The sequence below is a fragment of the Clostridioides sp. LIBA-6622 genome (assembly GCF_056716095.1).
The window spans coordinates 3,769,589-3,792,892 of the sequence record NZ_CP196998.1 but is presented as its reverse complement, the minus strand read 5'-3'; the positions used below and the strand labels follow the sequence as shown (position 1 = coordinate 3,792,892).

Here is a 23,304-nt window from a genome sequence, read left to right as displayed (position 1 = left end):
TTCATAGATATAGTATATGAAGAAGAATCGCATAAAAGTGAAAAAATGAAATGGATATTATTTAGGGGTGAAAAATTATGAATCCATTAGTTATAAATTTACAAAAATGTAGTATACATGATGGACCAGGAATAAGAAGTACGGTTTTTTTTAAAGGATGTCCACTTGAATGTGTTTGGTGTCATAATCCAGAGAGTCAAACATATACAAAACAAGTTCTGTATAATGAGGAAAGATGTTCAAAATGTGAAGCATGTATAAACATATGCCCTCATAAAGCAATTTTTAAAGGGGAAACAAAAATATGTTTAGACCAAGACAAGTGTGAATTTTGTGAAACTTGCTTAGACTATTGTGTAAATAATGCAAGAGAGATTGTCGGTCAAGAGTATTCTGTAAAAAACTTGGTTAAAGAGATAGAGAAAGATAGAATTTTTTATGAAGAATCGGGTGGAGGAGTAACTCTATCAGGTGGGGAAGTAATGGCTCAAGATATGGATTTTATTTGTGGAGTAATAAATATGTGCAAATCAAAGGGGATTCATGTAGCAATTGATACTTGTGGCTATGCAAAGTCAGAAAATTATGAGAGAGTTGCAAAATGTGCAGATTTATTTTTATATGATATTAAGCTTATTGATGAAGAAAAGCACATAAAATTTACAGGAAAATCAAATGACTTGATATTAAAAAATGTTAAACTTTTGAGTGAATTAGGAGCGAATATAAATATAAGAATACCATTAATTGTAGGAGTAAATGTAGATGATGAAAATTTAGAGGTTAAAAAAATGATAGAGTTTTTAAAGCCTTTGAATATAAAAGATGTAAGTCTTCTTCCATATCATAATATTGGTAAACATAAGTATGATAAGATATATAAAAAGTATGAGGGAGAAGAATTACAAAGACCAACTGAAGAAAAATTAGAAGAAATAAAAGAGCTATTTGAAGCAAGTAATTTCAATACTAAGATTGGGGGGTAATAAAATGTCAAGAGGAACTTTTGAGAGAACTAAAAAATTAAGAGAAGAAAGTGTTAATGCAGAACCACACATATCTATTGAAAGAGCAGTACTTATGACAGAAGCTTATAAAAAATACGAGGGAAGTGTAGAGATTCCTGTACTTCGTGCTTTATCATTTAAGCATTATATTGAAAATAGAACTCTTAGCATAAATGATGGCGAATTAATAGTCGGTGAAAAAGGTGATTCTCCTAATGGAGCACCAACATATCCAGAAATTTGTTGTCATACATTAGAAGATTTAGATGTAATGCACAACAGAGATATAATAAATTTCAGTGTATCTGAAGAAGCTAAAAAAATACAACAGGAAGAAATAATACCTTTCTGGAAAAAGAGACAAACAAGAGAAAAAATAATAAATGCAATGACACCAGAATGGTTAGCGGCATATGAAGCAGGTATGTTCACAGAGTTTATGGAGCAAAGAGCTCCTGGGCATACAGTTTGTGGAGATACAATATATAAAAAAGGGTTTTTAGATTTAAAGAAAGATGTAGAAACAAGACTAAAAGAATTAGATTTTCTTAATGATTTAGATGCTTATAATAAAAAAGCTGATTTAGAAGCTATGGCAATAGCTTGTGATGCAATGGTGATATTAGGTAAGAGATATGCTGAGAAAGCAAGACAAATGGCAGAAGAAGAAACAGATGAAGCTAAGAAAAAAGATTTATTACTAATTGCTGAAACTTGTGATGTTGTACCAGCTCATAAACCTGAAACTTATCATCAAGCTATACAAATGTACTGGTTTGTTCATATAGGAGTTACTACTGAGCTTAATATATGGGATGCTTTTACTCCAGGAAGACTTGACCAGCATCTAAATCCTTTCTATGAAAGAGATGTAGAAAACGGAATACTAGATAGAGATAAAGCACAAGAATTACTTGAATGCTTATGGGTTAAATTTAATAATCAACCAGCACCACCAAAAGTTGGTATAACATTAAAAGAAAGCAGCACATATACAGACTTTGCAAATATAAATACTGGTGGAATAAACCCAGATGGTCAAGATGGCGTTAATGAAGTTAGTTATATAATACTTGATGTTATGGATGAGATGAAGTTGATACAACCAAGCTCAAACGTTCAAATAAGTAAAAAAACTCCTCAAAAGTTCTTAAAGAGAGCTTGTGAAATATCAAGAAAAGGTTGGGGGCAACCAGCATTTTATAATACTGAAGCAATAGTGCAAGAGCTTATGGAAGCTGGAAAGACTATAGAAGATGCAAGACTTGGTGGAACTAGTGGTTGTGTTGAAACTGGATGTTTTGGTAAAGAAGCATATGTTTTAACTGGATATATGAATATTCCAAAGATACTTGAATTAACATTAAATGATGGGTATGACCCAATTAACAAAAAACAAATAGGTATTAAAACTGGAGACCCTAGAAGTTTTAAATCTTATGAAGAATTATTTGATGCGTTTAAAAAGCAATTACATTATATGATTGATATAAAAATAGAAGGAAATGCTGTAATAGAAAATATATGTGCAAAACACATGCCTTGCCCACTTATGTCTACAATAGTTGATGATTGTATAGAAAAAGGTAAAGACTATCAAAGAGGTGGAGCGAGATACAACACTAGATATATACAAGGTGTTGGTATAGGAACTATAACAGATAGTTTAACAGCAATAAAATATAATGTATTCGATAAGAAAAAATTCGATATGGATACATTACTTAAAGCACTTGATGCTAACTTTGAAGGATACGAAGCTATATTTAATTTAGTTTCAAATAAGACTCCTAAATATGGAAATGATGATGATTATGCTGATGAAATAATGCAAGATATATTCAACACATATTATAATGAGGTAACTGGTAGACCAACTGTTTGTGGTGGAGAATATAGAGTAGATATGCTACCAACAACTTGTCATGTATACTTTGGTGAAATTATGGGAGCAAGTCCAAATGGTAGACTTTGTGCAAAACCAGTTTCAGAGGGAATCTCACCTGAAAAAGGTGGGGATACTAATGGACCTACAGCAGTTATAAAATCTTGTGCTAAGATGGACCATATAAAAACTGGTGGAACATTATTAAATCAAAGATTTGCACCATCAGTAGTTCAAGGGGAAAAAGGATTGGATAATATGGCGAATCTAGTAAGAGCATACTTTAATATGGATGGACATCATATACAATTCAATGTATTTGATAAAAACGTATTATTAGAAGCTCAAAAGAATCCTCAAGATTATAAAGACCTAATAGTTAGAGTCGCAGGATATAGTGACCATTTTAATAACCTAAGTAGAACACTACAAGATGAGATAATAGGAAGAACTGAGCAAACATTCTAGGATTGTTTGTTAACAAAACTTATTACCATATAAAAACGCAACTGGTATAATAGAGTATATACTATTAGATACCATTTGAAAAATTTAAGATTAATTATGAGCTAACTTTCTAAATTGGAAGTTAGCTCGTTAAGTTTAATGAAAAAATCGTTAAATTTATATTTAATAAGCCTTACAATAGGAATAAATTATATTAATATAATGAGGTTAAATTTCATGAGTATAAGACAATTTTAAGCAGTTAAAATACAGTTAATTTAGCTACTTTAAAATAAAAACTAATAGAAAAAAGGAGATTTGATATGAAAACTTTAGGATTTATTGGTTCAGGAAATATGGGAAGTGCAATGATAGGTGGTATAGTAAAATCAGGTCTAGTAAAAGCAGAAGATATAACTGTATCAGACTTAAGCCAAATTGCTTTAGATAAAGTAAAAGCAGAATTTCCAGTAAACACTACAACTGATTCAAAGGTAGCTGTTTCAAATTCTGATGTAATACTAGTGGCACTTAAGCCTAATATATGTGAAAAAGCTTTAACTCCACTTAAAGAATTAATAGATGCAGATAAAATAATAGTATCAATAGCAGCAGGAAAAACTATAGAAGCATTAGAAAATATTATAGGTTCAGATAAAAAAATAGTAAGAGTAATGCCAAATACTCCAGCTCTTGTTGGGGAAGGAATGTCGGCCCTTTGTAAAAATAATAATGTAACTGATGAAGAACTAAATACGATTAAGGCTTTATTTGAATCATTTGGAGAGGCAGAGATAGTATCAGAATATTTAATGGATACTGTTACAGGTGTTAGTGGGTCTTCTCCTGCATATGTATTTATGTTTATAGAAGCTATGGCAGATGCAGCAGTATTAGCTGGTATGCCAAGACAACAAGCTTATAAATTTACATCACAAGCAGTTATGGGGTCAGCTAAGATGGTTCTTGAAACTGGTAAACATCCAGGTGAATTAAAAGATATGGTTTGTTCTCCAGCAGGGACTACTATAGAAGCAGTTAGAGTGTTAGAAGAAGAAGGGTTTAGATCAGCAGTTATAAAATCTATTGTTGCTGCTATAGATAAATCTAAAGATATGAGTAAATAATAAATTACGAATAATATAAAAATAAATGTCTCAAAATTACTCTCATGGTTTGTTTTGAGACATTTTTATTTTAGATTTTATTTTTTAGTCCATTCATACCATGTGCAATAAATGTGCTAATAGTTTTTGCAGTCTTTTCTGCTGTTTCTATATTGTTTTCGCTATACTCTTTAGAAATCATCTCTAAACAGCCATCTATAATTCCTCCTATAATACAAGCATCTAAAATGTCTACAGTTTTTTTATCTTTTATTGTGTGACTACTTTCTTGGAGTCCTTTTTTTAGTATATCTTTGTATTTATAAAAGAAAGATGCATTTCTACCATTACAAGATAAATTTTTAATTGTACTTGCATGTTTTTGGAAGAAAATAACAACCTCTAAAATTTGAGGATATGGATTTTCAACTATATCGTAAATATTGCTTTCTTTCATTACAGACAGGCATTTATTGAAGAGTTCTTCTTCTATTTGCTCTTGAACTTCGTAAATATCTTTAAAATGAGCATAAAATGTTCCCCTACTTACATCAGCTAATTCTAAAATTTCTTTCACAGTAATTTTATTAATATCATGGTTTATACTTAGTTTAATAAAGGCTTGTTTTATTGATTCTCTTGATTTTCTTATATCTCTTCTTTCTTTTTTCATGTTCTAATTGTCTCCAATAGTCTTTAATAATTTTTTAATATATGTATAAATATATACAAATATAATTTAAATTGTATAAATTCATATAAAATATTAAAATCTATACATTGTGTATAATATTATATAATAGTATACTCTACTTAAAATAAAAATCAAGGCTTTAGAAAGGTGGAATATATATGAATAGTATAAAAAAAGAAATAGAGAATATTGTATCTTCTTCTAAAAAAATTGGGAATGCATATCGTGATACTGGTATTGAAGTCGGAAAAGCTTATGCAAAAGCAGGGAAAAAAACTGCAAGATTATTCAAAGAATTATATGATAGTGAAGAAACATATGAGATACAAAAAAAAGAAGATTAATCTATGAAACAGATTAATGATTGAGTGATAATTTATTACTTAAAGGTTAACGATTAACTGGATAATTTTTTAACTATATTGTAACTGTATCATAGCAGGAAGATAAAGTTTATAAGTATCATTATAGATAATCCTTATTATCAAACATTCAACTTTATAATACCTATACAATTAATATGTGGAGAAATACCTACATTAAGAGGAGTAGACCCAAGTATTCCAAAAGATACTAAGTTCCACATGAAGTTAGGTAGTAAGAAGCTTAACAAGTAAAAAAAGCTATCACATAACAATTTAAAATTGTTTGTGTGATAGCTTCTTCTATTTTATAATAAGATTTTTGTAAAACTATGTGTAAAAGATAGTTCTTTAAATTTATTTTCAAATTAAAATATTTCTATATTAGTGTGTACTGCTCTTTTTATTATTTTTATCATCTGAGCAAGAATTAGAACTTGGACATCCAGAACAACCAGAGCATCCACTACAACCGTCTCCATTCTTTGTAGATTTGAATTTGTTAAATAAAATTACAAATGCAATAACTATAATTATTCCGCCTATCAAAGCTTCCATTACTGAATTACCCATAAATAATACTCCACCAATACTTTTAACTATAAATGCCATTATCCATGCTAATATAAACTGATATGCAAATGATGCAAACATCATCTTATTACCATATTCTTTTTTCATAGTTGCAAGTGCAGCTATACATGGAGTATATAAAGCAGTAAATATCAAGAAAGTATATGCAGTAACTCCATTAAATATTGTTGGCAATACAACAGTTAGATTGCCATATAGTATATTTAAAGAGTTTACTACGATTTCTTTTGCTCCAAGACCACTTAAAATGGCAACTGAAGTTCTCCAGTCATCAAAACCAAGAGGCTTGAATATAGGAGCTATAATATGCCCCAAAGTAGCTAAAAAGCTTACATTTATATCTTCTGTATATCCAAAGACATTAAATGAAGAAAGTCCCCAAATTACAACTGACATTGCAAACATAACAGTAACAACTCTTATTAAGAAACCTTTTGATTTGTTCCATGTATTTTTAATAAGTGCATCTATAGTAGGAACTCTATATTCTGGTAATTCTAATATAAATGGTTCAGCCTCTGTTTTAAATGCTGTTTTATTTAAGAATAATGCAATTACGATTGCCATAACTATACCAACTAAATATAGTGATGTAGTCACTAAAGCAGCATTATGTGGAAAGAATATAGCTACAAATAGTGCATATATAGGTAGTTTTGCTCCACAAGTCATAAGTGGTGCAATAAGAGCTGTAACCCTTCTGTCTTTTTCACTTTCCAATGTTCTAGTTGCCATTATAGCTGGAGAAGAACATCCCATACCCATAACTATAGGTATAAAAGCTTTACCAGATAGACCAACCTTTCTCATAACTTTATCCATTAAAAATGCTGTTCTTGACATATATCCACTATCTTCAAATAATGATATACCAAAAAATAATGTAAATATTAAAGGGAAGAATGGTAAAGTACCACCAACACCTCCAATTATACCATCAACTATAAGTGACTTAAACCATGGACTAGAGTTAGATAACATATCACTAGCAGGTGTAGAGATATAAGTTTCTATAAGACTAGCAAAGCCCTCTTGTAGTGGTCCTCCGACCCAATCAAAGGTAAATTTAAATAAGAGGAACAATACACCAATAAATATTGGATAGGCTAATATGGGATTTAAAACTATATTGTCTATTTTATCACTGATAGATTTTTTTTGTGTATATGTAGTTTTTGTACATCTTGATAACATGGATTCTAATTTTTTGTATGTTTCTGTTTCACTTCCAAAATTTGTTTGATATATAAAAGCTTTTTGGGTAGCTCCTTTAATTTCTTCTTCTATTTTCTCAACGCCATTTTTCTTTTTTGCAATAATTGGAACAACGATTACTCCAAGTTCTTCACCTAATTTTTTAGCATCTATATTAATACCTTTAGATTCTGCTATATCTAACATATTAAGCAGTATAACTATAGGTTTTTTAAATTGCATAAGTTGAGTTGTTAAATATAGGTTTCTCGATAAGTTAGAGGCATCCACTACATTTACTATTACATCAACATCTTCATTTTCTAAATATGACTTAGAAACTTTTTCTTCATTTGAGAAAGTATCCATTGCATATATACCTGGTAAATCTACAACCTTTATTTCTTTCCCAATAAATCCTTCTTTTTTTTCTATAGTAACACCAGGCCAGTTACCTACATATTGATTTGAACCTGTAAGTAGGTTAAAAACAGTAGTTTTACCAACATTTGGGTTTCCTAATAATGCTACATTAATCACGGGTAGCTCCTCCTCTATTATTGTAAAGAAATATTTTTAGCATCAGATTTTCTAATAGCAAGGTCAAAACCTCTAAATCTGATTATAATTGGGTCTCCAAATGGAGCAACCTTTTTAACTTCTATTTCAGTACTATTTATACATCCAAGTGCAAGTAATCTTTTAGATAATTTAATATCTCCATCTATACTATTAATAAGTCCTTTTTCTCCTATTTTTAAATCGTAAACAGTCATTATTAGCACCTCCTAATGAAATTCATTATCATTAAAATTGTAACAAGTATGATACAAAAAGTCAAGAAGTATAGAGGTAATTGAACATTGAAATCACTAATATTTATTCTAAACAAATTGAAAAATATTTTAATCTAAATTAGGTGTTTTTATATATTTTGTATTATAATGTAAGATGATAGATAAATTTTGAAGGAGTTAACTTAATGAAAACTAGAAAAATGACATTTTTAGGTCTTATGATAGGGTATAGTTTAGCTTTATATGTATTAGAGACATACATACCAAATCCTCTTATAGTTATATTTCCAGGGGCAAAATTGGGTTTGAGCAATATTATAACTTTAATTTCATTAATGTTGTTAGGTGTCAAAGATACTGTTATAATTGTTACTATCAGGGTAATTTTGTCATCAATATTCGCAGGTCCTTTGTCTTATCTTCTATTTAGTATAGGAGGAGCTTATCTAAGTCTTTTATTTATGTATTTAGCAAGTAAAATAAAAGGTTTATCATTGATAGGAATAAGCATTATAGGTGCAATAGGACATAATATAGGTCAATTAATAGTTGCAAGTTTAATTATAGAAAATATACTTACTATAGGATACTTACCATTTATGTTAATGGCATCATTGGTAACGGGTATGTTTGTAGGCTTAGTATCTAGGTATACAGTACCCAAGTTGAAGCACTTTTATAGTAAGTTTTATTGACATAATATTGACAAAATATAATATTGTTTGATAAAATGTATATAAAAATATACAAATTTGTAATAGTGGTGATTATTATGGCGAACAATGAATTAGAAGCGTTAAAAAATGAAATTGAAGCAGTTAGGGAAGAGATAAATACATACATAGAATATCCAGAAATATTTCAAGAAGAGTTAGTAGAATCAAGTAAGAAAATAGATATATTAATAAATAAATACATGTACTTATGCAAATAGCCCACAGTTGTGGGTTTTTTTGTATCAAAAATTAACAGATAGCCATATTTTACATATATTAATAATAATATTAAGATATAAAATATTATTTCTGATGTGTAGATTATCTGTAGGACATAATTATGATTAAGTCAGGAGGGTTTTATATTATGGTTGATATAGGAAGCAAGGAGATAGCAATAAGATTATTTTTAGCCCTAATAATAGGAGGAATAATAGGTTTAGAGAGAGAAAAAATAAGGCAATTTGCGGGATTTAGGACACATATATTAATAGCAATAGGTTCTTGTATTGTTTCGATAACTTCAATTCAGTTATTTTTTGATTATAATTTATATACAAATGCTGATCCAGCAAGAATGCCTGCCCAAGTATTATCTGGAATTGGTTTTTTAGGTGCAGGAGCAATTTTAAAAAATAAAGGTGGAGTAAAGGGACTTACTACAGCTGCTGGTATGTGGGCAACTGCATGTATTGGAATAGCAGTAGGTTATGGTTATTACGAATTGTCAATTTTAGGCGGGCTATTTGTAATGATAGCATTATTTGTACTTAGAATAATAAATACTTTTCTATTCAGTCAAGAAAAAAATGTGCTGATATTAAAACTAAGTAATCTGGATTCAATACCTTTTTTATATGATAAATTTGAAAAAAATCAACTTATTGTAAGAAACATGGAAATAGAATGTCGTAATGAAGAATACTGGAAGGTTAATTTTTTTGTATCTTATGGCAAAAGAATACACTTACATGATGTTATGAAAGAAATAAATATGATAGAAGGAGTAATAAATGTAGATTATTTGGACTAAAATATATACAATATATTTTGTAAAGAGAATAAAATATAAAAACAAATCAAAATAGAGGTGTATTATATGGGAACTGATAGAAGTACAATGGAAGAAAAGTATAAGTGGAAGATAGATAAGATGTATTCTAGTAAAGAAGACATCGAAAAAGATATAAGCAAAGTAAAAAATCTTATTCAAGAGGTAAAAGGATATAAAGGTAAAGTTTCTGATAGTAAAGAGAATTTATATAAAGTATTAAATATCTCTGAAAATGCATCTAGGATTGTTCAAAATCTATATGTATATACTCATATGAAACAACATGAAGACACTAGAATTAATGACAATCAAGGTAGAGCTACTAAGACAGAAATGTTATCAACTGATTTGGGTGTGGCTACTTCTTATATAGTTCCAGAGATACTGGCTATAGAAGAGAATAAATTAAATGAATATTTAAAGGATGAGAAGTTGTCTTTTTATGCAAAGTATATCAAGGATATATTAAGAGATAAACCTCATACTTTAAGCGAAAGAGAAGAAGAAATACTTGCAGCTACATCAGAACTATCAACAGTTCCAGAAAATGTATATGATATGTTAACATATGCAGATATGGAATTTCCTGAGATAGAAGATGAAGAAGGTAATAAAGTTAAGCTTTCTCATTCTAATTACTCTTTATTTATAAAAAGTAAAAATGGTAGAGTTAGAAAAGAAGCTTTTGAAGGTGTATTTTCAACTTATGGAAAGTATAAAAATACATTTGCATCAACACTTTATGGTGGGGTAAAGTCAGAGATATTTTATGCAAAAACTAGAAAATATAATTCAGCAATAGAAGCTTCTTTATTTTCAGATGATGTAAGTTTAGATGTCTACAATAATCTTATATCAGCTATAGATGAAAGTCTCCCTACTTTGAATAAATATGTTGAACTTAAAAAGAAATTTTTAGGGTTAAGTGAAATACACATGTATGATTTATATGTTCCTTTGACAGATAAATTTGACATGGATATACCATATGACAAAGCACAGGATATCATATTAGAGGCACTTAAGCCTTTGGGAGAAGAATACTTGAAAGTTATAAGAAATGCTTTTGAAGAAGGTTGGATTGATGTATATGATAATGAAGGTAAAAAAGGAGGAGCTTATTCTTGGGGAAGTTATGATTCGCATCCTTATATATTAATGAGCTATAAAAATGACCTTAATTCTCTATTTACTTTAATTCATGAATTGGGCCACTCTGTCCATAGCCATTATTCAAGAACAAGTCAGCCATTTTTATATTCAGACTACAAAATATTCGTTGCAGAAGTTGCTTCTACTTTAAATGAATTACTTCTTATAAATTATTTATTAGAAAATTCTAAGTCTAAAGATGAAACTATATATCTACTAAATTATTATTTAGAACAATTTAGGACTACAGTCCATAGACAAACTATGTTTGCTGAATTTGAAAAAATTGTACATGGAAGAGTAGAGGGTGGAGAGCCACTTACAGCTGATGAATTTACTGATATATACTATAAACTAAATGAAAAGTATTATGGAAAATCTGCAATAGTAGATAAACAAATAGGAATAGAGTGGGCTAGAATTCCTCATTTTTATTCAAATTTCTATGTATATAAGTATGCTACAGGGTTTTCGGCTGCAAGTGCTCTAAGCCAACAGATACTTTCAGAAGGAGGTACTGCTGTAGATAGATATATAAACTTTTTAAAAAGTGGAGGGTCAGAGTATCCTTTAGAACAATTAAAGACTGCTGGTGTAGATATGACAAAAAAAGAATCTGTAGAGGAAGCTTTAAATGTATTTGCTGGTTTAGTTAAGAAACTAGAAAAAGAGTTATAAAATATAGTAAATCAATGGTTTTAGAGAACGCTTATAATAATGACATATGTTGTATGATATTCATATGCTTCAAAGGAAACTTAAAAAAATTAATCTAATTTGAAATATACCGTACAAAATTAAATCTTTACATGCATTTAACAATATTTACACTTACTTAACCTCGCTCTAATATTCACTTAACAAAAAATATGTATTATTAAAATATAGAAACTGTGACAATAAAAAAATTAAAATATAAGCGGGGGTAAGTGAAATGTTTAAAAAGAAAATAGGAGTTCTTTTAGCTAGTACAATGTTAGTTGGAGTTTTAGCAGTAGGATGTGGTTCTGGATCAGGAGGTTCAGGAGACTCAAATAAAGTTTCTGTTTCAGGTTCGACTTCAATAGGTCCTCTTATGGAAACTATCGGAGAAAAGTTTCAGGAAAAAAATCAAGGTGTTAGTGTAGAAGTACAACAGATTGGTTCTTCTGGAGGTATAAAAAATGCTATAGAAGGAACATCTGAGATAGGAATGAGTTCAAGAGATTTAAAAGATGAAGAAAAAAGTGCTGGATTAAAGGAAACTAAGATAGCGATAGATGGTATAGCATTGATAACTAATACTGCTAACCCAGTAAAAAATCTAACAATGGATGATGTTAAAGGTATTTATACAGGAAAGATAACTAACTGGAAAGACGTAGGAGGAAATGATGCACCAATAGTAATTGTATCAAGAGAAGAAGGTTCAGGAACTAGAGATGGATTCCAAGAAATTGTAGGATTCAAATCAGAAGAATTAACTAAAGATGCACAAATAAGTGATGGTTCAGGAAATATAAAAACTACAGTTGAAGGAAATGAAAATGCTATAGGATATATATCATTTGGATATGTTGATGAAAAGGTTAATAGTTTGAAAATAAATGATGTTGAAGCAACTGATGCAAATGTAATAGCTAATAAATATCCAATATCAAGACCATTTATATTAGTTAATAAAGAAGATAATTTATCAGAAAAAGGGAAAGCTTTAATCGATTATATATTGAGTGATGAAGGACAAGCACTTGTTTCAGAAAAAGGATTTATTAAAGTTAATCAATAAAATGAATATTTAATATAAAATAGATATATTACCCTGTAAGATAAGCACATAAAAATGTTGCTATAACTTGCAGGGTATTGTCTATTATTGGTGATAGAAATTCAAATATTTTAATTATATAATAGATATTTTAGTGCATTATCTCTAAAGAATATTGGAATATTGACAAAATAATATTACAATGTTAGAATAAAAAGGAAATTTATTAAAATGTATTAAAATTTTTCAACACAAATATTTTAGAAACTGAGAAGTATACCTTATTATTGGGCATCTAGGGGTATATGGAGTTAGTGGTGCAACCGGCTATGAATATAATTTTATATTGCATAGCCTTTTTTTGTTTTAAATTTAACAAAAATATAAAAAAACTAAATACTATCTTATTTAGTAGTTAGATTTAATTTAATATACGGAATTTTGGCTTGTAAAGTAGCCATTTGTTGGAAAAGGGGAATTTTTAAAAAAGCATAATACAATTATAATAAGAAAATAAAGCTTTTATAAACTTTAAGATGCGAAATATAAACTTTTTGTAACAATATATTTACCAAAATAATCCAATTTATTTTATATTATAACTATATAAACGACATAAATCAATACTCAAACTAGCTGATGAACAAGTTTATAGAGAAATAATAAATTTATAATATAAAATCGCCTTAAGCTCCATTTTCCAACAATCGGAGACTTTGATTAGTATTTAATAATGAATCTTAATATTTTATAAAATATTCAAGAATTATTCAAAAATACTTAAGTTTTATAGTCTAGTTTGTAAAGATATTATAAAATAATAATACCAGTTATATAAAAAATAAAACATCATAATTTGTAATAATTAAAATCTGAGACTATGATTGAAATATTTTTGAATGGAGTGGTGTAATGTATAACTTACTAATTGTAGATGATGATGTTGATATTTTAAATATAAATCAAATTTATTTTTCAAATATAGGTTTTAATGTATATACATCTAAGACAGCTAGAGGTGCTATGAAGATAGTAGAAAGTGTAGTTTTAGATTGTATAATTCTAGATATTTCATTGCCAGACTTAGATGGATATAAGGTATGCAATCTTATAAAAGAAAAGGTTAACATACCTATAATATTTTTATCTAATTATGAACATGAAGAAAAAAGAGTTCAGGGATTCTTAGCTGGAGGGGATGACTATATAACAAAACCATATAGCTTAAAAGAGCTTGAACTTAGAATATATGCTCGTATGAGGCAATATAAAAACATTACATCAGTTCCTAATGTGTTAAAGTTTTCATCTTTAGTAATAAATGTGAATTCAAGAAAAGTAACTTTTGACGAAAAAAGTATTGACTTAACCACCATGGAGTTTGAAATACTGTTGTTTCTAGCTGAAAATAAAGAACAAGTATTCTCAAAAATAGAAATATATAATCAAGTTTGGAAAATGCCTGATATTGGAGAACAACATACAGTACAGGTTCATATTGCACAGATGAGGAAAAAAATTAATTCTTTAAGCAGAGAACATCAATACATTCAAACCGTATGGGGAAAAGGATATAAGTTTGTACCATAAGTGAGATACTGGAATCAATAAATAGTTCTTGTTTTATTTAGTACTACTATGAAAGAGATGTGGTTGATGCAATGAAAAAGTATAATATGCTAAAAGGAACACTCATTGTATTGATAGTCTCTCTGTTGGCAATAACAGGATTAAATCTTCTGTATAAATATGATAATAAATATACATATAAGTCTATTAGAGCAAGTAATGGAATTTTAACTATAAATAATGATACTTTTACTAAAAATAAACTTGTATTCCTAATAGATGACTGGGAGTTTTATAATCATAAAATATATAAACCAAATAATTTTATAGAAAAACATATAAAACCAGAATACATTTTTATAGGTCAATATCCAGATTTCTCGATGAGAAAAGAGAACCAATCACCATATGGTAATGCAACTTATCGTATGAGAATAAAAAATGAAGGTAAGGATAAGGTGTTAAGTTTAGAGATCCCTGAAATTTTTTGTGCAAGTGAAGTATGGATAAATGGAGAACTAGCTTCCAAATTAGGAGATGTAGGCACAGAGAAGTATAGACCTAAAATTAAAAATTCAGTAGTGAGTTTTGTTGCAAAGAAAGATACAGAAATTATAATCAATGTATCTAATTTCTCACATTATTATAGTGGTATGTATTATCCACCTGCATTAGGGGAAACAAAAGACGTAAGCAATATGATATTTTATCGATTACTTTTTTATAGTATAATTTGTTTCACAACTTTTGCAATAGCTATATTTTCATTGGCTGTTTGGTTTTTATCAAAAAAAAGTAAACTCTACTTTTATTTTGGATGTATGTGTATTTTCTTTGCAATACATGTATCATATCCCTTTGTACATTTATTGGGACTTCCTTTAGTGAATTTTACATATGCAGTTGAAGATTCATCATATTTTATAGCAGTCTTATGTATTATTTGTATAAATGGAAGTATATCAAAAATAGAAGGAAATAAAGGATATAGATTTTTAATTTTACCATTAGGAATTACAATGTGTATCATATCTATTGTGATACCAGTTGTTCTTCTCCCATATGATATATATTTTGTTGATATGTATGGAAAATTAATAGATATATATAAATATATTGTATTTATTTATATACTGGTGTCTTCACTGGTTTCAATCTATAAAAAGACATGCTCTGAGCATTTAATTTCTTATATTTTAGTTTCAGTGAACATTGTGTTTGGTATTAGTGTATTATTTGATGTAGTAACTAGTAACAGGTTTGAGCCTATATTTACGGGATGGCAAACAGAATACTGTGGATTTATGATTGTAATGTTATTTTCTATTATGATGATACATAGGAACAAGATGATAATAAAAGAAAATGAGAAACTAACAAAGAATCTTGAACATGAAGTCGAAATAAGAACTAATGAACTTACAACACTATTAAATGAACGTAAAAAGTTCTTAGCCGATGTGGCTCATGATTTAAAAGCACCTGTTTCAGCTATACAGGCATTTATAGATTTAATAAAGGTTGGTAATATTCGTGTAGATGAAGAAACAAAAACTTATCTATATGCGATAAATCAAAAATCGAATGAGGTACAAAATAGAGTACGTAGTCTACAAGAATTTACATCACAAGATAAAGAGATTGGTATTAGTGAGAAGATATGTCTAAATGATTTCATCAAGGAGATATATGAAAATAACTTACCAGACACACAAGCATGTGGTGTGAATTTTGAATTGTATATGTTAGAGAAAAAGATATATGCAAATATAAATAAAGAAAGATTAGCTAGAGCATTTGAAAATTTAATCTATAATGCTTTAAGTTTTACTTCATTTGATGGGGAAATAAGTTTGTCAATGAATAAAGAAGATGGATTTGCAGTTATTAAAGTTTGTGATAATGGTAAAGGAATACCACCAGAAAATATACCAAAGATATTTGAACGATTCTTTACAGCAAGAGATACTGACATTTCAACAGGTCAAGGGTTAGGGTTATATATTGTAAAGTCCATTGTAAAAGAACATAATGGAGAAATTTTTGTAGATTCGCAGCTAGGAAAAGGAACTGTTTTTACAATAAAATTAAGTCTATGTTTTTCATAGTAATGGATTATTTAATATAAAAGAATAATGATATTTAGGAGTGATTATAATGCAAACTAAGATATTGATAATAGATGGAGACAAGAATAATTGCCAGGAATTGAAAAACTTTTTAGAAGGAAAAGGGATAAATATAGATTTAGCCTATAGCTGTGAAGAAGCTATTGGAAAAATATTTAGTAATAAATATGATTTAATATTTTTAGAGATAATCCTAACTGATGGTGATGGATGGACTCTTTGCAAGAAAATAAGAAATGTAACTACTTGTCCAATTGTTTATATGACTTACATAAATGAAGACCAAAGTATTTTAAATGCCTTAAATTCTGGTGGAGATGATTATTTAATTAAACCTCTAAATTTGGAAATTTTATATGCAAAAGTAAAAGCAATTTTAAGAAGAGTAACTTCATATGTAAATAGTAATGAAAATAATTCAAAATTAGAGGAATATAATAGAACTAGTGGAGTAATAAAATTAGAGGACAAAATAATAAAATTAACTCCAACAGAGAATAAACTATTAAATTATTTTATAGAGAATCCTGAAAAGACATTGACTACTAAAGAGATATATGAACATGTGTGGTTAAATGAATATTTAGAGGATAATTATAGTGTAGTAGTTGCAGTGAACGGATTGAGAAAGAAAATAGAAAAAGATTATAAAAATCCTCAAAAAATTATAACAATAAGAGGAGCAGGATACTATTTTAATAAGGAATAATATGAATGTATAGGTTATAAAGGACTAAATTTAATTAATAAATATCAATAGCAGATATAAGTAATGAGTTACATGGAAATGTATTATTACTTATATCTGCTATTTTAATATAATCAAATACCATCATAATGTAAACTAAATGTCAAAAATAGTTCTAAAAGTAAAATCAATGTTAAAAAAGTGAATATAATTTTACACTTGTTTAACTTAATCCTAATATAGATTTAACTTAAAAAAAGTAGAATAAAAGTATAGAAAATTTAATTGATACGAATTATAAAAATTTAAATTTTGAATACAGAATGAAAATTGATAAGTATATTTTAATGGGAGGATATTATGATAGTAAAATCTAGGTTAGTAGGTTTAGAAAAAAATGATAATAATGGCAACAAGACAAAGTATATAGTTGAAAAAGTAGCAAAAAATATTTTTCTACTTAGCGCTTTGGTAGCAGTTGCAAGTTTACTTTTGATAATAGGATTTGTATTTTATAAAGGATTAAGACCATTTATATTTGAGGGATACTCATTTATAGATTTTTTAACTGGTGCAGATTGGGTTCCTTCTGCTAATAAATTTGGAATATCATCTATGATAGTAGCATCAATATTTGCAACACTTGGAGCACTTGTGATAGGAGTACCAGTAGGGATATTAACATCTATATTTATAGCAGAAGTAGCACCTAAGAGATTAGCAAAAATAATGTCACCAGCAGTTGAGCTTTTAGCAGGTATACCTTCAGTATTATATGGTGTATTTGGTCTTGCAGTGATAGTTCCAATGATACAAAATATATTCAATCTTCCAAAAGGTCAAAGTTTATTAGCAATAGTAATAGTATTAGCAGTAATGATGTTACCAACAATAATATCTGTATCAGAAACTGCTATAAGAGCAGTGCCAAAAGCATATAAAGAAGGTTCATTAGCACTTGGTGCATCAAAAATAGAAACAATATTTAAAGTTGTATTACCAGCTGCAAAATCTGGAGTATTAGCTGCAGTAGTATTAGGAGTAGGAAGAGCTTTAGGAGAAACAATGGCAGTAATACTTGTTGCAGGAAACTCACCAGTTATGCCAACTTCAATAACAGATAGTGTAAGACCACTTACAACTAATATAGCACTTGAAATGGGATATGCATTTGGTACACATCAAGAAATGTTATTTGCAACTGGAGTAGTGTTGTTTACATTTATATTAATCTTAAACTTAGTTTTAAATAAACTTTCAAATAAGGCGGTAAATTAGGATGAGAAAGTTCAGAGAGAATACATTAAAATTATTAGTATACCTATCAGCACTATTTACAATAGTATCATTAGTAGCCATAGTAGGATTTATATTTATAAAGGGAATTGGAAATATGAATTTTAATTTCTTATTTAGCAATTATTCAGCATCAGGTGATGGTGGTATACTTCCAATGATAATTACAACATTATACACAGTAGTAGTTTCTATAGTTGTGGCAACTCCTATAGGAATCTTAGCTGCTATATATCTGCAAGAATATGCAAAAAAAGGAAAAGTAGTTACAGCAATAAGATTTGCAACTGAAAGTTTATCAGGAATACCATCTATAGTATATGGATTATTTGGAGGAATTTTCTTTGTTGTTACGTTAAAAATGGGATACTCAATAGTTGCAGGTTCGCTTACAGTTGCAATAATAATATTGCCAGTAATAATTCGTACAACAGAAGAAGCTTTAAAAACAGTACCTCAAGCATACAGAGAATCATCATTAGCATTAGGAGCTACTAAATTTCAGACATTATATAAGGTAGTACTTCCAAGTGCGATACCAGGAATCTTATCAGGAGTAATCTTGTCAGTTGGTCGTATAATTGGAGAATCAGCAGCAATCTTACTTACAGCAGGTACTGTGGCTAAGATGCCAGGGGGAATATTTGATAGTGCAAGAACATTAACTGTACACTCATACTTACTAACTAAAGAGAGTGGAGATATAGCGGCGGCAGCTAGTATAGGCATTGTTTTAATAGTAATTGTATTAGCACTAAATATGCTAGCAAGATTTGTTGCTAAGAAGTTAAATAAGGCTAATTATTAAATTTAAGAGGTGTAAATAATGGAATTAATCGATAAGATAAAAATGAGTGTAAAAGATTTGGATTTATTTTATGGTGACAAGCAAGCATTAAATAAAATAAATATGGATATAAAAGAAAATAAAGTTACTGCTTTAATAGGTCCATCAGGATGTGGAAAATCAACTTTTATAAGAACATTAAATAGAATGAATGACTTAATAGAAGATGTAACAATTAAAGGCAATATTTTTGTAGATGGAGAAGACATATATACTTCAGATGATGTCATAAATCTTCGTACTAAAGTAGGGATGGTATTTCAAAAACCAAATCCATTTCCTATGAGTATATATGATAATGTTGCATATGGTCCACGTACACAGGGACTAAGAGATAAGAAACGATTAGATAAGATTGTAGAAGAAAGTTTGAAAGGGGCAGCTATTTGGGATGAGGTTAAAGATAGACTTAAATCATCTGCATTAGGGCTATCTGGTGGACAGCAACAACGTATATGTATAGCAAGAGCAATTGCTATGAGACCAGAAGTTATTCTTATGGATGAACCTACATCTGCTTTAGACCCAATTTCAACATTAAAAGTTGAAGAACTTATAGAAGATTTAAAAAAGGAGTACACAATAGTCATAGTTACTCATAATATGCAGCAAGCTGCTCGTATATCAGATGAAACAGCTTTTTTCTTAAATGGAGAAGTTATAGAATTTAGTGATACAAAAACTATGTTTACCACTCCTATAGATAAAAGAACAGAAGACTATATAACAGGTAGATTTGGTTAAAATATATAACTATAAAGGAGTTAGACAATGGTCAATAATAGCTTAGATATAAGTATTGATACTTTAAAGGAACAAACAGTACTTATGATGGAAAAGTGTGAAGAAGCAATAGAAAAGTCTGTGACTTGTATGATAGAGAAGGATTTAGAAGGTGCAAGAAAAGTAGTAGAAAATGACGAAGAGATAAATAAATTGAGAGAAGAGATAAGAGATAAGAGTATAGAACTAATCGTATTGAAACAACCAATGGCAAGAGACTTAAGGTTTATTTATTCATTAGGAAATATATCAATAGAGTTAGAAAGAATAGGAGATTATGCAGCTAACATAGCTAGAGAAATGCTGAAAATAGGTGGAGAAGCTTATATAAAGGAGCTGATAGATATTCCTAAGATGGCAAAAGAATGTAAGTCTATGATGTCTCAGACTAGAGAAGCTTTAATCTTATTTGATGCAAGTATAGCTTATGATGTTGGAACTAAAGATGACATTGTAGATGGTTTGTATGAACAAGTACAAGTTGATTGTTTAAAAATAATGCATGAAAATACGAATACCATAGACCAAGGAGTAAAACTTTTACTTATAGGAAGATATCTTGAACGAATTGGAGACCATATAACAAATGTATGTGAAAAGATAATTTTTGCAATTGAAGGTAAAATGGTAGAGATAGGATAAAAAGCTGCTTTAAAGCAGCTTTTTTTATTGTCTAAATTAATAAGTAATTGATAAAAAATTATGATTAATGGGTAAATTTAAAAAATTGTGATATACTAGGAACATATTAAATATGAGGATGCGTATTTTATATAAGGTGCTTTTAGGAGGTGGAACTTTGAAACTTCAAAAGATGGGTATGAGAACTATAAAAACAGGAATTAGTGTAACTTTATGTATGATTCTTGGTGACTATTTAGTTGAGAATATGTTTTATTCTCTGGTAGCATGTATAATTTCTGTCCAAGATACAGTAAAAGGGTCTTTAAAAACAGGAATCAATAGAGTGGAAGGTACTATTTTAGGTGGTATAATAGGATTCATATTTGCCATCACTAAAGCTGGAGACCCATTTTTATGTGGTCTAGGAGTAATGTGCGCAATATATTTATGTAATCTGTTTAAAATAAAGTCAGTAGTAGTTGCTTGTGTAACTTTTCTAGCTATACATTTAGGTGTAGGAAATAATGACCCTGTATACTATTCTTTACATAGGGTACTAGACACATCTGTAGGTGTTTTGTTTGGGGTACTTGTTAATTACTATGTTGCTAGACCTAATTATCTAAATAGTGTTATAGATGAATTTAAAAAGATAGAAGAACTTTCAATGTCACTTATTGAAGATAAAATACTTAGAAAAAATAATTTAGATGTAGAGAGATTCGAAGAAGAAGTGGAAAAATTAGAAGAAATATACTCAAAACTTATTGATGAATTGGATTATAGTTTGAGTGAAACCAATGTAGAAAAAATCGAGAATGCCTTAAGGATATGTAGAGAAATACATTTTCATATGCAGTCTATAGAGTTACTAGAAAATAAACTTTATTTAAAGGAGCATACATATAAATACCTTAAGAAAATATATAATGTGGATGAATTAGATTGGAATATAGACGAAGAAAAAAGTCCTGTATTCAACTATCATCTAATGAAAATAATGCTTGAAATAGAGATGTTAAAGAAATTAAATAAATTATATCAATAATAGTAAGTAAATAATAAATAAAAAATAGTATCTTTGTAAATATTAAACATATATAAGTTTAATTTACGGAGGTACTATTTTTTATGGATACTAGAAATGATAATTCTAAAATATTAGAAATATATAAGATGAAGCTTTTTGGAGAACTTGTAAAGGCAGTGTGGAATGATGATACAGAAGATATTGAAAACTTACCCCAAAAAATATTGAGTGAAAATTTAAATGAAAATTTAAAAACTAATTTTGGTGAAGAATTTGATAAAGATACTATGGTAAATCTAATTAGGGTAACTATGGGATTAGATGTAACAGGAGATACAGATAAAAATCTAAAAGATACACTACATGAAGCTGTAAATTTAGATGAAGTCAAAAGACCAATAATATCTATAATATCAGATGCTTGCAAATATTGTGATGAAAATAATAAGGAAGATGAGTCATGTAAGATAAGAAGCAAGCATATTAATTGTAATGAGGAAGATGTATGTAGTGCTTGTGGCGATTGTGTATCAAGATGTAAGTTGGGTGCAATATCAGATAAGATAGAATTCATACCAATGATAAAGTTATTGAAAGATATAAAAAGTCCTGTATATGCAATAGTAGCACCAGCTTTTGTAGGTCAGTTTGGAAAAGATGTAAGCCCTGGTAAATTAAGAACTGCGTTAAAAAAGATAGGATTTGAAGATATGATAGAAGTTGCCTTGGCGGCAGATATGCTTACTGCAAAAGAAGCATATGACTATTATGAACATATGAAAAAAGATGAAGAAGGATGCTTTATAACTAGTTGTTGCTGTCCTATTTGGGTCAGCTTGATACAAAATAGTTTTCCTCAAATATTAGAGAATGTATCACCATCTGTTTCTCCTATGATTGCTTGTGGTAGAGCGGTTAAAATTTTAAATCCAGATGCTAAAGTTGTATTCATAGGTCCTTGTATGGCAAAAAAGAAAGAAGCAATGTTAGAAGATATAAAGGATGCAGTTGATTTTGTGCTTACATTTAAAGAATTACAAGAAATATTTGATGCATTAGAGTTAAATCCAGCAATCATGGATGAAAGTAATAGAGTAGAGGCATCCCTTTCAGGTAGAGTTTATGCTAGAACAGGAGGTGTAAGTAAAGCAGTTAAGTTATCAGTTAGAAGAATTGACAAGAATATAAAATTTGAAGAAAAAGCATTTGAAGGAACAAAAGAATGTATGGACGGTTTGAAAAAAGTTCTAAATAAGGAGATAGAAGCTACATTTATAGAAGGAATGGGGTGTGTAGGAGGCTGTGTAGGAGGTCCTAAACGTATTTTAAGTGTAGAAGAAGGAACTAAAAATGTTGATGAATATAGTGAAAGTACAAATATGGAAACTCCTTTTGACAATTTAAATGTATTGCAATTTTTAACTTCTTTAGGAATAAAAAGAGTAGAAACTCTAGGAGAAAAAGAAGAAGAAAAAGTGAAAAAAATATTTAGTAGAGATATAAAAAGCAATAAAAAAGAGAATAAGTATAAAAAGTAATTTTTTTACTCTTAAACTTATGCTTTTATAAAAGGGAGATATGGG

Annotated in this window: 21 protein-coding genes and 1 riboswitch; of the genes, 18 read left to right on the top strand and 3 right to left on the bottom strand. The window is 28.7% G+C overall.

The window, feature by feature from the left end:
• Positions 1–77 precede the first annotated feature (77 nt).
• The 3 genes from ACTG47_RS17695 (at position 78) to proC (ending at position 4,466) form a co-directional block, all read left to right on the top strand.
• Positions 78–986, top strand: a complete 909-nt coding sequence (locus ACTG47_RS17695) for a trans-4-hydroxy-L-proline dehydratase activase (protein WP_479925528.1) — start codon at positions 78–80, stop codon at positions 984–986.
• A gap of 4 nt (positions 987–990) precedes the next feature.
• On the top strand, positions 991–3,360 hold the full coding sequence (gene hypD, locus ACTG47_RS17690; RefSeq protein WP_479925527.1) for a trans-4-hydroxy-L-proline dehydratase: 2,370 nt from the start codon (positions 991–993) through the stop codon (positions 3,358–3,360).
• A gap of 302 nt (positions 3,361–3,662) precedes the next feature.
• Positions 3,663–4,466, top strand: coding sequence for a pyrroline-5-carboxylate reductase (proC, locus tag ACTG47_RS17685; RefSeq protein WP_169467126.1), 804 nt, complete (start codon positions 3,663–3,665; stop codon positions 4,464–4,466).
• A 70-nt stretch (positions 4,467–4,536) separates the two neighbouring features.
• On the opposite strand, the gene ACTG47_RS17680 is transcribed toward proC, so the two are convergent.
• Positions 4,537–5,118, bottom strand: a complete 582-nt coding sequence (locus tag ACTG47_RS17680; protein ID WP_479925526.1) for a TetR/AcrR family transcriptional regulator — start codon at positions 5,116–5,118, stop codon at positions 4,537–4,539.
• 179 nt (positions 5,119–5,297) lie between these two features.
• Between ACTG47_RS17680 and ACTG47_RS17675 the strand changes: the two genes are divergently transcribed.
• On the top strand, positions 5,298–5,483 hold the full coding sequence (locus ACTG47_RS17675; protein ID WP_169467129.1) for a hypothetical protein: 186 nt from the start codon (positions 5,298–5,300) through the stop codon (positions 5,481–5,483).
• 402 nt (positions 5,484–5,885) lie between these two features.
• On the opposite strand, the gene feoB is transcribed toward ACTG47_RS17675, so the two are convergent.
• A complete protein-coding gene (feoB, locus tag ACTG47_RS17670; RefSeq protein ID WP_479925525.1) occupies positions 5,886–7,829 on the bottom strand; it encodes a ferrous iron transport protein B in 1,944 nt (647 codons plus the stop codon).
• Between the two features lie 17 nt (positions 7,830–7,846).
• Positions 7,847–8,065, bottom strand: coding sequence for a FeoA family protein (locus ACTG47_RS17665; RefSeq protein ID WP_021386230.1), 219 nt, complete (start codon positions 8,063–8,065; stop codon positions 7,847–7,849).
• Positions 8,066–8,271: 206 nt separating this feature from the next.
• Here ACTG47_RS17665 and ACTG47_RS17660 point away from each other — a divergent pair, with 206 nt between their 5' ends.
• The 14 genes from ACTG47_RS17660 to ACTG47_RS17595 all read left to right on the top strand — a co-directional run bounded on the left by ACTG47_RS17660 (position 8,272) and on the right by ACTG47_RS17595 (position 23,259).
• Positions 8,272–8,781 carry a Gx transporter family protein gene (locus tag ACTG47_RS17660; protein ID WP_479925524.1) on the top strand — a complete coding sequence of 170 codons (510 nt, stop codon included), beginning with the start codon at positions 8,272–8,274 and terminating at the stop codon, positions 8,779–8,781.
• Between the two features lie 77 nt (positions 8,782–8,858).
• Complete coding sequence (locus ACTG47_RS17655; RefSeq protein WP_169467135.1) at positions 8,859–9,020, top strand: aspartyl-phosphate phosphatase Spo0E family protein; 162 nt, start codon at positions 8,859–8,861, stop codon at positions 9,018–9,020.
• Positions 9,021–9,169: 149 nt separating this feature from the next.
• Positions 9,170–9,835 (top strand): MgtC/SapB family protein, encoded by a 666-nt coding sequence (locus ACTG47_RS17650; RefSeq protein WP_479925523.1) that lies wholly within the window; start codon positions 9,170–9,172, stop codon positions 9,833–9,835.
• Between the two features lie 66 nt (positions 9,836–9,901).
• Entirely contained in the window at positions 9,902–11,686 is a 1,785-nt protein-coding gene (gene pepF / locus ACTG47_RS17645) for an oligoendopeptidase F (RefSeq protein ID WP_479925522.1), read from the top strand.
• Positions 11,687–11,942: 256 nt separating this feature from the next.
• Positions 11,943–12,776 carry a phosphate ABC transporter substrate-binding protein gene (locus ACTG47_RS17640; protein WP_169467140.1) on the top strand — a complete coding sequence of 278 codons (834 nt, stop codon included), beginning with the start codon at positions 11,943–11,945 and terminating at the stop codon, positions 12,774–12,776.
• A gap of 233 nt (positions 12,777–13,009) precedes the next feature.
• A riboswitch (cyclic di-GMP riboswitch) is annotated at positions 13,010–13,093 on the top strand.
• 574 nt (positions 13,094–13,667) lie between these two features.
• Positions 13,668–14,345: a response regulator transcription factor gene (locus ACTG47_RS17635; protein ID WP_169467141.1), complete on the top strand. Its 678-nt coding sequence runs from the start codon at positions 13,668–13,670 to the stop codon at positions 14,343–14,345.
• A 71-nt stretch (positions 14,346–14,416) separates the two neighbouring features.
• Positions 14,417–16,432 (top strand): ATP-binding protein, encoded by a 2,016-nt coding sequence (locus ACTG47_RS17630; RefSeq protein WP_479925521.1) that lies wholly within the window; start codon positions 14,417–14,419, stop codon positions 16,430–16,432.
• A 49-nt stretch (positions 16,433–16,481) separates the two neighbouring features.
• Entirely contained in the window at positions 16,482–17,162 is a 681-nt protein-coding gene (cmrT, locus tag ACTG47_RS17625; RefSeq protein WP_479925520.1) for a response regulator transcription factor CmrT, read from the top strand.
• 339 nt (positions 17,163–17,501) lie between these two features.
• Complete coding sequence (pstC, locus tag ACTG47_RS17620; RefSeq protein WP_054271711.1) at positions 17,502–18,419, top strand: phosphate ABC transporter permease subunit PstC; 918 nt, start codon at positions 17,502–17,504, stop codon at positions 18,417–18,419.
• A 1-nt stretch (position 18,420) separates the two neighbouring features.
• Entirely contained in the window at positions 18,421–19,245 is an 825-nt protein-coding gene (gene pstA, locus ACTG47_RS17615; protein ID WP_479925519.1) for a phosphate ABC transporter permease PstA, read from the top strand.
• 18 nt (positions 19,246–19,263) lie between these two features.
• On the top strand, positions 19,264–20,028 hold the full coding sequence (gene pstB / locus ACTG47_RS17610; protein WP_479925518.1) for a phosphate ABC transporter ATP-binding protein PstB: 765 nt from the start codon (positions 19,264–19,266) through the stop codon (positions 20,026–20,028).
• A 27-nt stretch (positions 20,029–20,055) separates the two neighbouring features.
• Positions 20,056–20,709: a phosphate signaling complex protein PhoU gene (gene phoU / locus ACTG47_RS17605; protein ID WP_169467150.1), complete on the top strand. Its 654-nt coding sequence runs from the start codon at positions 20,056–20,058 to the stop codon at positions 20,707–20,709.
• A 157-nt stretch (positions 20,710–20,866) separates the two neighbouring features.
• Positions 20,867–21,739: an FUSC family protein gene (locus ACTG47_RS17600; protein WP_479925517.1), complete on the top strand. Its 873-nt coding sequence runs from the start codon at positions 20,867–20,869 to the stop codon at positions 21,737–21,739.
• Positions 21,740–21,822: 83 nt separating this feature from the next.
• Positions 21,823–23,259: a [Fe-Fe] hydrogenase large subunit C-terminal domain-containing protein gene (locus tag ACTG47_RS17595; RefSeq protein ID WP_479925516.1), complete on the top strand. Its 1,437-nt coding sequence runs from the start codon at positions 21,823–21,825 to the stop codon at positions 23,257–23,259.
• Positions 23,260–23,304: the final 45 nt, after the last annotated feature.